14 protein-coding genes are annotated in these 13,379 nt (G+C 58.6%); 11 read left to right on the top strand and 3 right to left on the bottom strand.

Annotation, left to right across the window (positions count from 1 at the left end; all coding sequences use genetic code 11):
- Positions 1–20 precede the first annotated feature (20 nt).
- Positions 21–245 (bottom strand): hypothetical protein, encoded by a 225-nt coding sequence (locus tag FHW68_RS22395; RefSeq protein WP_183683152.1) that lies wholly within the window; start codon positions 243–245, stop codon positions 21–23.
- On the opposite strand from FHW68_RS22395, the gene FHW68_RS22400 reads away from it, so the two are divergent.
- The gene (locus FHW68_RS22400; RefSeq protein WP_183683154.1) at positions 231–1,229 is read left to right on the top strand and encodes an Abi family protein; all 999 of its coding nucleotides are present in this window, start codon (positions 231–233) and stop codon (positions 1,227–1,229) included. The genes FHW68_RS22395 and FHW68_RS22400 overlap by 15 nt on opposite strands.
- A gap of 106 nt (positions 1,230–1,335) precedes the next feature.
- Here the strand turns inward: FHW68_RS22400 and FHW68_RS22405 are convergent, their stop codons facing one another.
- A complete protein-coding gene (locus FHW68_RS22405; protein WP_183683156.1) occupies positions 1,336–1,980 on the bottom strand; it encodes a peptidase M41 in 645 nt (214 codons plus the stop codon).
- Between the two features lie 137 nt (positions 1,981–2,117).
- On the opposite strand from FHW68_RS22405, the gene FHW68_RS22410 reads away from it, so the two are divergent.
- From FHW68_RS22410 to FHW68_RS22455, 10 genes are all read left to right on the top strand, one after another.
- The gene (locus FHW68_RS22410) at positions 2,118–2,579 is read left to right on the top strand and encodes an Lrp/AsnC family transcriptional regulator (RefSeq protein WP_007980298.1); all 462 of its coding nucleotides are present in this window, start codon (positions 2,118–2,120) and stop codon (positions 2,577–2,579) included.
- Positions 2,580–2,792: 213 nt separating this feature from the next.
- Entirely contained in the window at positions 2,793–4,475 is a 1,683-nt protein-coding gene (locus tag FHW68_RS22415; RefSeq protein ID WP_095630846.1) for an NAD(P)/FAD-dependent oxidoreductase, read from the top strand.
- 12 nt (positions 4,476–4,487) lie between these two features.
- Positions 4,488–5,282 (top strand): carbon-nitrogen hydrolase family protein, encoded by a 795-nt coding sequence (locus FHW68_RS22420; RefSeq protein ID WP_095630847.1) that lies wholly within the window; start codon positions 4,488–4,490, stop codon positions 5,280–5,282.
- Positions 5,283–5,320: 38 nt separating this feature from the next.
- Positions 5,321–7,759: a pyrroloquinoline quinone biosynthesis protein PqqF gene (gene pqqF, locus FHW68_RS22425; RefSeq protein ID WP_183683158.1), complete on the top strand. Its 2,439-nt coding sequence runs from the start codon at positions 5,321–5,323 to the stop codon at positions 7,757–7,759.
- A gap of 156 nt (positions 7,760–7,915) precedes the next feature.
- Positions 7,916–7,990 (top strand): pyrroloquinoline quinone precursor peptide PqqA, encoded by a 75-nt coding sequence (pqqA, locus tag FHW68_RS22430; RefSeq protein ID WP_009045898.1) that lies wholly within the window; start codon positions 7,916–7,918, stop codon positions 7,988–7,990.
- An 83-nt stretch (positions 7,991–8,073) separates the two neighbouring features.
- Positions 8,074–8,985: a pyrroloquinoline quinone biosynthesis protein PqqB gene (pqqB, locus tag FHW68_RS22435; RefSeq protein WP_095630849.1), complete on the top strand. Its 912-nt coding sequence runs from the start codon at positions 8,074–8,076 to the stop codon at positions 8,983–8,985.
- Positions 8,986–9,114: 129 nt separating this feature from the next.
- A complete protein-coding gene (gene pqqC / locus FHW68_RS22440; protein ID WP_095630850.1) occupies positions 9,115–9,867 on the top strand; it encodes a pyrroloquinoline-quinone synthase PqqC in 753 nt (250 codons plus the stop codon).
- Positions 9,864–10,139 (top strand): pyrroloquinoline quinone biosynthesis peptide chaperone PqqD, encoded by a 276-nt coding sequence (pqqD, locus tag FHW68_RS22445; protein ID WP_095630851.1) that lies wholly within the window; start codon positions 9,864–9,866, stop codon positions 10,137–10,139. Before pqqC ends, pqqD begins: the two co-directional genes overlap by 4 nt.
- The gene (gene pqqE / locus FHW68_RS22450; protein WP_183683202.1) at positions 10,132–11,286 is read left to right on the top strand and encodes a pyrroloquinoline quinone biosynthesis protein PqqE; all 1,155 of its coding nucleotides are present in this window, start codon (positions 10,132–10,134) and stop codon (positions 11,284–11,286) included. Before pqqD ends, pqqE begins: the two co-directional genes overlap by 8 nt.
- Positions 11,252–13,090, top strand: a complete 1,839-nt coding sequence (locus FHW68_RS22455; protein WP_095630853.1) for a S9 family peptidase — start codon at positions 11,252–11,254, stop codon at positions 13,088–13,090. Before pqqE ends, FHW68_RS22455 begins: the two co-directional genes overlap by 35 nt.
- An 88-nt stretch (positions 13,091–13,178) precedes the next feature.
- On the opposite strand, the gene FHW68_RS22460 is transcribed toward FHW68_RS22455, so the two are convergent.
- Positions 13,179–13,337, bottom strand: a complete 159-nt coding sequence (locus tag FHW68_RS22460; RefSeq protein ID WP_007904205.1) for a YqaE/Pmp3 family membrane protein — start codon at positions 13,335–13,337, stop codon at positions 13,179–13,181.
- Between the last annotated feature and the right edge of the window lie 42 nt (positions 13,338–13,379).

A 13,379-nucleotide genomic window follows, 5' to 3' on the forward strand; every position in this document is an offset into this window, starting at 1 on the left:
AGCCACGCAATGCGTGGCTTTCACCTGAAAAAGATCAGTTCCCCGCCAACAAGAGCATCGAGATCACTCATGCAAAACCAGGTACATCCGCCTATCGAGCCTTCAGCAAAAAACTTGCAAACCAATGCGGTTGTACCTAGTCTTGCCCGCAACACACCCGCCATGCCTATGGTTGCTTCGGCAGCTAAGCACAAATTGCGCGGGTTTTTTTTGCCTGGAGCTTTTAGGGCATGAGAGTTTTCCATAAGCCCGTCATCGATATCACCGCACAGATCGAATTGCTCAAGCAGCGTGGGTTGCATATTCAGGATGACACACGGGCTCGCCACTTTTTACAGGCAGTGAGTTTCTTCCGCCTAACCCCCTACATGCGAACTTTCCAGCAAGCGGAGGACGAAGACCACCCCTTCCGCAAAGGCGCTGGGTTTCGTGACCTGACCACGCTTTATGATTTCGACCGCCGCCTGCGCCTACTTGTCATGGATGCCATCGAACGCGTCGAGGTTGCAGTTCGCTCTCTGATCAGCAATCACATGGGACCGAATCATGGTGGGCACTGGTACATGGAGGCGCGGTTGTTTCAGCACTCCTACGACCATGCTCGATTGCTGGAAACCATCCGTACCAAGCAAAATGCTGCTAGACGCGATTACGAAAAAGAGTGTCAACGGATAGATCGCTTACAAACCGATGAAGGGCGAAAGGATCATCTAAAACACCAACGAGCCAAGGAAAGCTACGCGCGGCACTATCCAGTAACGTATGACCAGCCGTCACTGATGCCCGGATGGGCCATGCTGGAAGAACTGACCTTGGGTGATCTGTCACATCTTTATAAAGGGCTGGCGCGAGACGCCGACAAGAAAGTCATCGCCAGATGCCTCGAACTGCCAGCACCACTGTTGCAGTCATGGCTGCATACATTGACGACCATCCGTAATATTTGCGCCCATCATGCGAGGCTGTGGAATCGAGAGCTGGGTATACGGCCAGAACTGCCCAAGAAAACTGGCTTCTCGTGGCCGCTTGCATTACTTCAGCAGGCACAGCATCCACGGATTTTTTCGGTTTTGTGCATTCTCAATCACCTGATGCGCCAAGTGAGCCCGCACACCAGCTGGGATCGTCGCTTGCGGGACTTGATGCAGGAGTTTCCAAATGTGAATCAGCGAGCAATGGGGTTTCCACAAGATTGGCACCAAGACCCATTCTGGCAAATAGCTGAGTAATTCAATAGAAAACCAAAAACTCCGGTGCTCACCAAGACCAAGACTCTAATGAATATCAGCCGCTCATTTACGACTTACCCCATGCGCCCAGCGGCCACCTGGATACTTACTCCCAAACACTCAACGCTGGTATCGCCCGCACGGGCACCAGCCCTTCAAGCACGTCACCCGTCAACACAACCTCATACGTATCCGCCCCCCTACCCCACTGCTCCACAATGACCATGCGCTCTACCAGAAGCCCTGCCAATCCAGTAATCGTATCGGCCAATGCCTCTACGATTTTTTGAGTCCGCAACCACAAGCGATCATTAATCTCTGTCAGCTCAGCAATGACGCTGTCAGACGACGCTGGGTCCGTATCGGGGTAGGAGATATTTCGAAGCAAATACCGAAGCTCTCTTATTTTCGCGTAGTCCTGTTCCGCTCCAAACTCTCCTTTCAGGATGGCTGCCGCTTTCGACTTATCGACGCGTTTTTCGGGCGAATGCTTTGCAGGTAATGTCTGCGCCATGGAGCCGGCGAAGAGGACCATTATCCGAGCCTCCAAATGTTCCTTCATGCCGTCGATCGACGAAATTGACCGCGTCAAGGTAATGGAGGCCCCTCCATGGTGCGTTAGGCCCATGGTCACTTTCAGGGTCACATCACCCGTTTCAAAGCCCAGGGCTCGGGCGACTACGTAGTGCCCCATTTCGTGATTCGCAATCTGCAGTGCATAGTCTCGCAGAGCCGCTGGCATGCTCTTCATTTCGATCCCCTCGCTTCATAGCCCTTGGTTGCGCATTCGACTACGAGTGACAATTTGTGTCCATCCAATTAACCCGCTGAGGGCATGGAGTGCCTGTAACATGCCTGCCCATTGCTCTATACCGCTGGAGATGCCCTTTGCCTGACACCCGCCCGCCCGTCCTTGACGAAATCGACCGCCAATTGATCGCGGCCTTGCAGATTAATGCCCGCGAAAGCGTGGCCATGCTCGCCCGTCAACTGGGCATCGCCCGCACCACCGTCACATCGCGCCTGGCGCGGCTGGAAAAGGCCAAGGTGATCACCGGTTACGGTGTGCGCCTGGGACAGCGCGTGGTGGATGGCGGATTGCAGGCATACGTCGGGATCACGGTGCAACCACGGTCCGGCAAGGAAGTGTTGCGTCGTCTTAGCGCCATGGCGCAGGTGCAGCAGTTGTGTGCGGTGAGTGGCGAATTCGATTACGTGGCGTGGTTGCGCACCGATTCGCCGGAGCAGCTGGATCAGTTGCTGGATCAGATTGGCAGTGTGGATGGGGTGGAGAAGACGACGACTTCGATCATCTTGAGCAGCAAGATTGATCGGGGGCAGCCGGTTTGAGTTTCTGCCGGTAGGTCTTCGGTGTCTGGGTGGGCCTCTTCGCGGGCAAGCCTCGCTCCTACAGTATGTAGCGGTACGTCGTCATATTGATCAAGTTATTAGCAAAATGACGACACATTGCGTCTTATTAACGTGTTCTACGCTCTTTAGAATGGCTGCCATCTTTTCCTATACTCAGACGCGCAGTCAGCGTCAGCGCCAGCAAGGTCAGCCATGAACAAGAACAATCGCCATCCTGCAGACGGTAAAAAACCGGTCACGGTTTTCGGCCCGGACTTTCCTTTCGCTTTCGATAACTGGATCGAGCACCCGGCCGGGCTGGGCAGCATTCCTGCCCACAACCACGGCGCCGAAGTGGCGATTGTCGGTGCAGGCATTGCAGGCCTGGTGGCCGCCTACGAATTGATGAAGCTGGGCCTCAAACCCGTCGTCTACGAAGCCTCGAAGATGGGCGGCCGTCTGCGTTCCCAGGCGTTCAACGGTGCTGAAGGCATCATCGCCGAACTCGGCGGTATGCGTTTCCCGGTATCGTCGACCGCGTTTTATCACTATGTCGACAAGCTCGGCCTTCAAACCAAACCCTTCCCGAACCCGCTGACGCCTGCGTCGGGCAGCACGGTAATCGATCTGGAAGGCAAAACTCATTACGCACAGAAACTGGCGGATCTTCCTGCACTGTTCCAGGAAGTCGCTGACGCCTGGGCGGATGCCCTGGAAGCCGGCTCGCAGTTCTCTGATATCCAGCAAGCGATCCGTGACCGCGATGTGCCACGCCTCAAGGAGCTGTGGAACACCTTGGTGCCGTTGTGGGATGACCGCACCTTCTACGATTTCGTTGCCACCTCCGAAGCCTTCGCCAAGCTCTCGTTCCATCACCGCGAAGTATTCGGTCAGGTCGGTTTTGGTACGGGCGGTTGGGACTCGGACTTCCCTAACTCGATGCTGGAAATCTTCCGGGTGGTGATGACCAACTGCGACGATCATCAGCACTTGGTCGTCGGCGGTGTGGAACAAGTGCCGCTGGGTATCTGGCGCCATGTGCCGGAGCGTTGCGTGCATTGGCCTGAAGGCACCAGCCTCAGCTCATTGCACAGCGGCGCGCCACGTTCCGGCGTGAAGAAAATCGCCCATGCGCCGAACGGGCGTTTTAAGGTCACCGATAACTACGGCGACACACGCGAATACGCGGCCGTACTGACCACCTGCCAGAGCTGGCTGCTGACCACCCAGATCGAATGCGACGAAAGCCTGTTCTCGCAAAAGATGTGGATGGCCCTGGACCGCACCCGCTACATGCAATCGTCGAAGACATTCGTGATGGTCGATCGCCCATTCTGGAAGGACAAGGACCCGGAAACCGGTCGCGACCTGATGAGCATGACCCTCACCGATCGCTTGACCCGCGGCACCTATCTGTTCGACAACGGCGACGATAAGCCAGGGGTGATTTGCCTGTCGTACTCGTGGATGAGCGACGCCCTGAAAATGCTCCCGCACCCGGTGGAAAAACGCGTGAAGCTGGCGCTGGATGCGTTGAAGAAGATTTACCCGAAAGTTGATATCGCCGCGCGGATCATCGGCGATCCGATCACCGTGTCGTGGGAAGCCGACCCGCATTTCCTCGGCGCCTTCAAAGGCGCCCTGCCCGGTCATTACCGCTACAATCAGCGCATGTACGCGCACTTCATGCAGGACGACATGCCGCCCGAGCAACGGGGGATTTTCATCGCCGGCGATGACGTTTCGTGGACGCCGGCCTGGGTTGAAGGCGCGGTGCAGACGTCGCTCAACGCGGTGTGGGGGATCATGAAACACTTCGGTGGTGAAACTCACGCCGAAAACCCGGGTCCAGGAGATGTGTTCAACGAGATCGGTCCGATCGCCCTGCCTGAGTAAGAGGAATCCGAAATGCGCGTAGCCCTTTACCAATGTCCACCGCTGCCCCTGGATGTCGCAGGTAATCTGCAACGCCTGCATCAACTGGCGCTGGAGGCCAAGGGCGCAGACTTGCTGGTGCTGCCGGAGATGTTCCTGACCGGCTACAACATTGGCATCGATGCGGTCAGGGTGCTGGCGGAAGTGCACAACGGTGAATCGGCGCAGCAAATCGCGCGCATTGCCAAAACGACGGGGATCGCCATCTTGTATGGCTACCCGGAGCGTACCGAAGACGGGAAGATATACAACGCCGTGCAGTTGATCGACGCCAATGGCGAGCGGCTGTGCAACTACCGCAAGACTCATTTGTTCGGCGACCTCGACCACTCGATGTTCAGCCCCGGGCCGGATGAGTTTCCGCTGGTTGAACTCAATGGCTGGACGCTTGGCTTTTTGATCTGCTACGACCTGGAGTTCCCGGAGAACGCCCGGCGCCTGGCGTTGGCCGGCGCCGAGCTGATTCTGGTGCCGACGGCGAACATGATTCCCTACGATTTCATTGCCGACGTCACCGTCCGCGCACGGGCCTTCGAAAACCAGTGTTATGTGGCTTATGCCAACTACTGCGGGCAAGAAGGCGATATCCAGTATTGCGGCCAGAGCAGCATCGCCGCGCCAGATGGCAGCCGCATCGCCCAGGCCGGACTTGATGAAGCGCTGATTGTCGGCGAACTGGATCGTCAGCTGATGATCGATTCCCGCGCCGCCAATCGTTACTTCCACGATCGCCGTCCCCAGCTATACGGCGAGCTGAACAAGCACTAATCCGCTAGCATGAGCGCTTCCCTGTTCTGGAAGTGCTCATGCCTGCGCTGAATCATCCTCGCCTCCACACTGAAACCCTCGCCAACGGCCTGCGGGTGACGCTGCGCCACGCTCCCGATTTGAAGCGTTGCGCCGCAGCGTTGCGGGTCGCCGCTGGCAGTCACGACGTGCCACTGGCCTGGCCGGGGCTGGCGCACTTTCTTGAGCATTTGCTGTTCCTGGGCACTGAGCGCTTTCCCGCAGGGCAAGGGCTGATGGCCTACGTGCAAGGTCATGGCGGGCAGGTAAATGCGCGAACCAGTGAACGTACGACGGACTTTTTTTTCGAGCTGCCACCTCAGGCGTTCAGGGGTGGGCTGGAGCGTCTGTCAGACATGCTCGCTCATCCGCGTATGCATCCGGACGATCAGCGGCGGGAACGGGAAGTGTTGCACGCCGAATTTGTCGCCTGGTCACGGGATGCGACGGCCCAACGACAGTTCGCGCTGTACGATGGACTCTCGGCGGCTCATCCGTTGCGGGCGTTTCATGCGGGAAACCGTTACAGCCTGCCGGTGCCGCAACCGGAATTTCAGCAAGCGTTGAGGGGCTTTTATCAGCAGTTTTACCGGACCGGGCAAATGACGCTGAGCCTGGTCGGGCCACAGCATCTCGATGAGTTGAAGGAGATGGCGCAGGCGTTTGCCGTTGCTATTACCCCGGGCGAAAAAGTCCCTCAGACAAAACCCGCCGTGTTGATGGATGCTTCAGACAATAGTTATCAACAGGCTGGAGAGCGTCGGCTGGACCTGCTGTTCGCCTTCGAAGCACTGCCCGATTCATCGCCCCAAGCGCTGGGGTTTCTGTGTCATTGGCTGAATGCGGAAAAATCCGGCGGCCTGGTGGCACAGTTGCGAGAGCAAGGGCTGGCGGACACCCTTAAAGCCACGCCGCTCTATCAGTATGCTGGCCAAGCTGTGCTGCATGTCGAATTCACGCGATCCGCCCGCGCCACGCAACCGGACAACGTGATCCGCGAACGGCTTCTGGATTGGCTGGGCTTTTTTGCCTCCTGTCAGGATTGGGTTGAGCTGCGCGAAGAGTATGCAGCCCTGCTGCAGCGCCAACAGCAAGTCAGTAGCGCCTTGCAACTGGCCCAACGAGACAGCGAACAGCTTGAGCTCGGACTGTCCGTACAGGGCGTTGTCGCCCTCAAGGCCATCCTCAAACAAATCGGCGCTGTGGATAACGTTACCGGCCAGTGGCAACTGCCGACTCCTAACCCGTTTCTGCGCGCCGAAACACCAGCCCCGAATGCCGGATTGATTCGCGGCCAGACCAGCGCCCACCGCGGCCTGCGAACGTTTGCCCAGGATCGCTCACGCAGTCGCCGAGAACGATCGCCGATGCAGTTCAGTCTGGCGTTGCCGGATAACACGGATCAAGGTGCGGTGTATCTGCGCTGGCGCCTGGAGTTCATCCCTCACAGCCGCCTTCAGTCGAATCTGGAAAACAATCTGCGCAGGCTGCGCGAAGATGCGCGTCAGGCCGGTGTCGACTTTTCCTTCAGTGCTTCGGGCAACGAATGGCTATTGAAAATGACGGGGCTGCAGGAACCGATGCCGACAGTCCTCGAACATGCGCTGAAAGAACTGACAAAACCTGATGCCGATTTCTCACAGGAAGCGCCAGCGGCCGTTGCATTGATGCCGATTCGACAGCTTCTCAAAGCATTGCCCGATCTATGCCATGAGCACAGCGTAGTCTCGGATGACCTGCAGCAACTCTGGTCGAGCGCACGCTGGGATGGCCTGGCGGTCGGCCTGTCTGCCCAGACACAAGCGGCGATGGGGCTTGCGTTGAGTCGTATCCCCGGCATTGCGGACAATCAACTGACATCGCCTGCCTCGATTCGCTCGCAGCATCTGTGGAACGCCGTCGATACCGGCTCCAGTGAACACGCGCTGTTACTTTTTTGTCCGACAGCAACCCAAGACATCGCCGATGAAGCCGCCTGGCGTGTGCTCGCACACGTATGCCAGACGCCGTTCTACCAGCGCCTGCGGGTGGAGCTGCAACTTGGGTATGCCGTGTTCAGCGGACTACGCCAGATAAACGGTCAGACCGGGCTGCTGTTCGGCGTGCAATCACCGAGCGTCGCGCCTCTGGATTTACTGGAACACATCGAACAGTTCCTCGGCGAATTGGAAGGGATGATCGAATGCATCGATGAACCGACCTTCATCGCTCAGCGTCAAGCCCTGGTCAATCAATTCGACAGCATCGCCCTGCCCAGCGACCAGGCCGCCGAGCTGCTCTGGCAAGGCAAACTGGCTGGCCATTCATCTGATTACCTGCAGCGTCTGCCTCAGGCGATTCTGATGATCGATCGTGAAGCCTTGCTGGCGGCGGCCCAACGACTGAATCGGGCCGAAGGCGGGTGGCGCTGCCTGGCAAACGGACCTTGTTCCGGGGCGCCTTGGCAAGTGGCAAAATGATCATTACCGGCGCTGCAATTAGCTTTATCAAAGATTCGTGGCCAATCGCTCTGTAATTTTGAGTAACATAGCCACCTAACTATCTGAACATCTCCGGCTGGAGGTGGACTATATGTATAGGTCTCAACTGTCCCATCCACCTGAAGGAGCGTTTCTATGTCCTGGTCCAAACCTGCTTACACCGACCTGCGTATCGGCTTCGAAGTCACCATGTACTTCGCAAGCCGCTAAGTTCTGCCGTCTGGTAGAGATGCAGTGCTACGCCTCGGCTCGCCGGGGCGTTTTTATTTTCAGCTTTCAATGATGGAGCGGCCATGTTTGTCCAGATTCTAGGTTCCGCCGCCGGCGGCGGTTTCCCCCAGTGGAACTGCAACTGCGTGAACTGCGCAGGTTTTCGCGACGGCAGCCTGCGGGCCGAGGCGCGTACCCAGTCGTCCATCGCGATTTCCGATGACGGCGTGAACTGGGTGCTGTGCAATGCTTCACCGGACATCCGCGCCCAGCTCCAGAGTTTCGCGCCAATGCAGCCGGGCCGCGCGCTGCGTGACACCGGCATCAGCGCAATCATCCTGATGGACAGCCAGATCGACCACACCACCGGCCTGCTCAGCCTGCGCGAAGGTTGCCCGCATCAGGTCTGGTGCACCGACATGGTCCACGAAGACCTGAGCACCGGTTTCCCTCTGTTCACCATGCTGACGCACTGGAATGGCGGGTTGAACTGGAACCGCATCGAACTCGATCAGAGCTTCACCGTTCCGGCCTGCCCGAACCTGCGCTTTACTCCCCTGCCCTTGCGCAGCGCCGCGCCACCTTACTCGCCGCACCGCTTCGACCCGCATCCGGGCGACAACATCGGCCTGATCGTGGAAGACCTGAGCACCGGCGGCAAACTGTTCTATGCACCGGGCCTGGGCAAGGTCGATGCAGCGCTGCTGAAGATCATGGCCAGCAGCGATTGCCTGTTGGTGGATGGCACGATGTGGGACGACGACGAAATGCAGCGCCGTGGCGTCGGCACCCGCACGGGCCGGGAAATGGGTCACTTGGCGCAGAACGGCCCTGGCGGCATGCTCGAAGTGCTGGAACAGTTGCCCAAACAGCGCAAAGTACTTATCCATATCAACAACACCAACCCGATTCTCGATGAGGATTCCCCAGAGCGTGCGGAGCTGGTTCGGCGCGAGGTTGAAGTGGCGTATGACGGCATGAGTATTGTGCTGTAGCGGATGGCCTCTTCGCGGGCAAGCCTCGCTCATACAGGTTCGGCGCTATCCCCAGTAGGAGCGAGGCTTGTCCGCGAAGACGTCAGACCAGACACCAAAGAATCCACCGGTTGTACCCGGAGAACCGCAATGACTGACACCGCAATGTCCCTCGCCGAATTCGAAGCGGCCCTGCGCGCCAAGGGCGCCTATTACCATATCCATCACCCGTATCACGTGGCGATGTATGAAGGACGGGCGACCCGCGAGCAGATCCAGGGCTGGGTCGCCAACCGTTTCTATTACCAGGTGAATATTCCACTCAAGGATGCCGCGATTCTGGCCAACTGTCCGGACCGCGAGATTCGTCGTGAGTGGATTCAGCGTTTGCTGGACCATGACGGCGCCCCCGGCGAAGAAGGCGGCATCGAAGCCTGGCTGCGCCTTGGCCAAGCGGTCGGCCTCGACCCGGATCAACTACGCTCTCAGGAACTGGTGCTGCCCGGCGTGCGTTTCGCCGTGGATGCCTACGTCAACTTCGCCCGCCGGGCCCGTTGGCAAGAAGCCGCCAGCAGCTCCTTGACCGAGCTGTTCGCCCCGCAGATCCACCAATCGCGCCTCGACAGTTGGCCGCAGCATTACCCGTGGATCGACCCGGCCGGCTACGAATATTTCCGCACGCGCCTGGGCCAGGCGCGCCGGGATGTGGAGCACGGTCTGGCGATCACTTTGCAGCATTACACGACGCGGGAAGGCCAAGAGCGCATGCTGGAAATTCTCCAGTTCAAACTGGACATTCTTTGGAGCATGCTCGACGCCATGAGCATGGCTTATGAACTGAATCGCCCGCCGTACCACAGCGTGACCGAACAGCGGGTCTGGCATAAAGGAATCATCGTATGAGTTTCGATCGCAGCAAAACCCCGACCTGGCGCCCAGGCTATCGTTTTCAGTTCGAACCGGCACAGAAAGGCCATGTGCTGCTCTATCCGGAAGGCATGATCAAACTCAACGACAGTGCTGCGTTGATTGGCGGTTTGATTGATGGTCAGCGGGATGTCGCGGCGATCATCGCCGAATTGAAAACGCAATTCCCCGACGTGCCCGAGCTCGGTGACGACATCGAGCAATTCATGGAGGTCGCCCGTGCTCAGCACTGGATCGAACTTGCCTGACGGTACGTCAGACACGTTACCGCCCAAGCCTGAAATCGGCCTGCCCCTCTGGTTACTGGCCGAGCTGACCTATCGTTGCCCGCTGCAATGTCCGTATTGCTCCAATCCATTGGATTTCGCCGAGCAGGGCAAAGAGTTGTCCACCGAGCAGTGGATCAAAGTCTTTCGCGAAGCCCGGGAGATGGGTGCCGCGCAGCTGGGCTTTTCCGGCGGGGAGCCGCTGGTGCGCCAGGACCTTGCCGAGCTGATCCTTGAAGCGCGCAAGCTGGGTTTCTACACCAACCTGATCACCTCGGGCATTGGCCTCACCGAGCAAAAAATCAGCGATTTCAAAAAGGCCGGGCTCGATCATATCCAGATCAGTTTTCAAGCCAGCGACGAGCAGGTGAACAACCTCTTGGCCGGTTCAAAAAAGGCCTTCGCGCAAAAGCTCGAAATGGCCCGCGCGGTAAAGGCTCATGGCTACCCGATGGTGCTGAACTTCGTCACTCATCGGCACAACATCGACAAGATCGACCGGATCATCGAGCTGTGCATTGCCCTTGAAGCGGACTTCGTCGAGCTTGCGACATGCCAGTTCTACGGTTGGGCCCAGCTCAATCGGGTCGGCCTGTTGCCGACCAAAGAACAATTGGTTCGCGCCGAACGCATCACCAACGAATACCGCGCCAAACTGGAAGCCGAAGGGCATCCGTGCAAGCTGATTTTCGTGACGCCGGACTATTACGAAGAACGCCCGAAAGCCTGCATGAACGGTTGGGGCAGTATTTTTCTGACCGTCACGCCGGACGGAACCGCACTGCCTTGTCATGGTGCCCGACAGTTGCCAGTGCAGTTTCCCAACGTGCGTGACCACAGCATGCAGCACATCTGGTACGACTCGTTCGGCTTAAACCGCTTTCGCGGTTACGACTGGATGCCCGAGCCGTGCCGCTCCTGCGACGAGAAAGAAAAGGATTTTGGCGGCTGCCGCTGCCAGGCATTCATGCTCACGGGTGACGCGAGCAACGCCGACCCGGTGTGCAGCAAGTCGGCACATCACGGCGTGATCCTCAAGGCCCGCGAAGAAGCCGAACACGCCACCCAGACCATCGAACAACTGGCCTTTCGCAATGAACGAAACTCACGCCTCATCGCCAAAAGCTGAACCCTTGAGCGCCGCCAAGGCTGTTGCGGCGGGCATCGACTTCGCCGAGTTGCAGGTCGGGCAACATGGCCTGTTCTGGAACGAATACCGCCCCGAGGACGCCGCCTGCCGGATATGGCAGTGGCGCGACGGCCAGGCTCGTTGCCTGACGCCGCCCACCTTCAGTGCGCGCAGCCGGGTGTACGAATATGGCGGCGGCGCGTTTTGCCTGACTGATGACGGGCTGGTTTTTGTCAATGAGGCCGATCAGCAGCTGTATCGCCAATCACTGACCGGTGAGGCGCCTGAGGTGCTGACTTCAAGTGAATGCCGCTACGGCGATTTGCATTTCGCCAACGGGCAGGTGCTGGCGGTGGAAGAAAACCGCGATCGACATCGCCTGGTGGCTATCGATCTGGCTGACGGCCAGCGTCATCTACTGGCCGAAGGCGCCGATTTCTACGCAGCTCCGACCCTGAGTCCTGACGGTCAGCGTCTGGCCTGGATTGAGTGGAACCGTCCGGATCAGCCCTGGACCGCCACCCGCCTGATGGTTGCCGAACGCCAGAGCGATCAAACCTTTGCGTCACCGCGCTGTGTGGCTGGCGACAATGCCCAGGAGTCGTTGCAGCAACCACGATTCGATGCCAGTGGCCGTCTGTTTTGTCTGACCGATCGCGGCGGTTTCTGGCAGCCGTGGGTGGAGTCCGGCAACGGCTTGAGCCCACTCCCAAGCGCTGCCGCCGACCATGGTCCAGCGCCTTGGCAACTGGGTGGTTGCACCTGGCTCCCGCTGGACGAAGACACTTGTCTGGCGAGTTGGACTGAAGAAGGTTTCGGTCGGCTGGGGCTTTGTCATGGCGATGGTTCCCATGACGACTTCACTGGCGACTACAGCCGTTTCCGCCATCTCGCACAGGATGAGCGGTTCATCTACTGCATCGCCGCTTCGCCGGTCAGTTCGTCTGCGGTGATTGCTATCGACCGTAAAACCCGGCAGGTCAAGATTCTGGCTGGCGGTGTTGCGCCATTGCCTGCCGAGCAGATCAGCCGCCCGCAGCCCCTGCGCTATCCCAGCGGTTCGGGCGAGGCCCACGGTTTCTTCTACCCGGCGATGAACGGTGACACGGACACGAAACCGCCGTTGGTCGTGTTCATTCACGGCGGCCCGACTTCAGCCTGCTACCCGATGTTCGACCCGCGGATCCAGTACTGGACACAACGCGGTTTCGCCGTGGCCGATCTCAACTATCGGGGTAGCAGCGGTTATGGCCGCGCTTATCGCCAGGCGTTGCATTTGAGCTGGGGCGATGTGGATGTGCAAGATGCCTGTTCGGTGGTGGGCTACCTCGCCGACCGGGGGCTGATCGACGGCGACAAGGCGTTTATCCGTGGAGGCAGCGCCGGTGGCTACACCACGTTATGCGCACTGGCCTTTCACAAGGTCTTTCGGGCGGGTGCCAGCCTGTATGGCGTCAGCGATCCCGTTGCGCTAGGCCGCGCCACCCACAAGTTCGAAGGCGACTATCTGGATTGGTTGATCGGCGACCCGGTGCAGGACGCTGAACGCTATGCCGCGCGCACGCCATTGCTGCACGCGAACAACATCAGCGTTCCGGTGATTTTCTTTCAGGGTGAACTGGACGCCGTGGTAGTGCCACAACAGACCCGTGACATGGTCAAGGCTTTGCAGGACAACGGCATTCTGGTCGAAGCGCATTACTACGCCGACGAGCGCCATGGCTTTCGCAAGGCCGGTAACCAGGCCCATGCGCTGGAACAGGAGTGGTTGTTTTATCGGCGGGTGATGGACTTGGCGGGCTGAATCGCATCGCGCCCTTCGCGGGCAAGCCTCGCTCTTGCACAACGAGCGAGGCTTGCCCGCGAAGGCTATTTACCTGACGCAGCAAAACTCAGCGCTTGGCGATGATGTACACCGCATGCACGATGCCCGGAATGTAACCGCACAACGTCAGCAGAATGTTCAGCCAGAACGCCCCAGCAAAACCGACTTGCAGAAACACACCCAAGGGCGGCAACAGAATGGCGATGATGATGCGAATAAAATCCATGGGGTAGCTCCTGATTGATGTTGGCTCTATGGGCCATACAGT

This window comes from Pseudomonas sp. Tn43, from assembly GCF_014192635.1.
In the GTDB taxonomy this organism is placed as follows: domain Bacteria; phylum Pseudomonadota; class Gammaproteobacteria; order Pseudomonadales; family Pseudomonadaceae; genus Aquipseudomonas.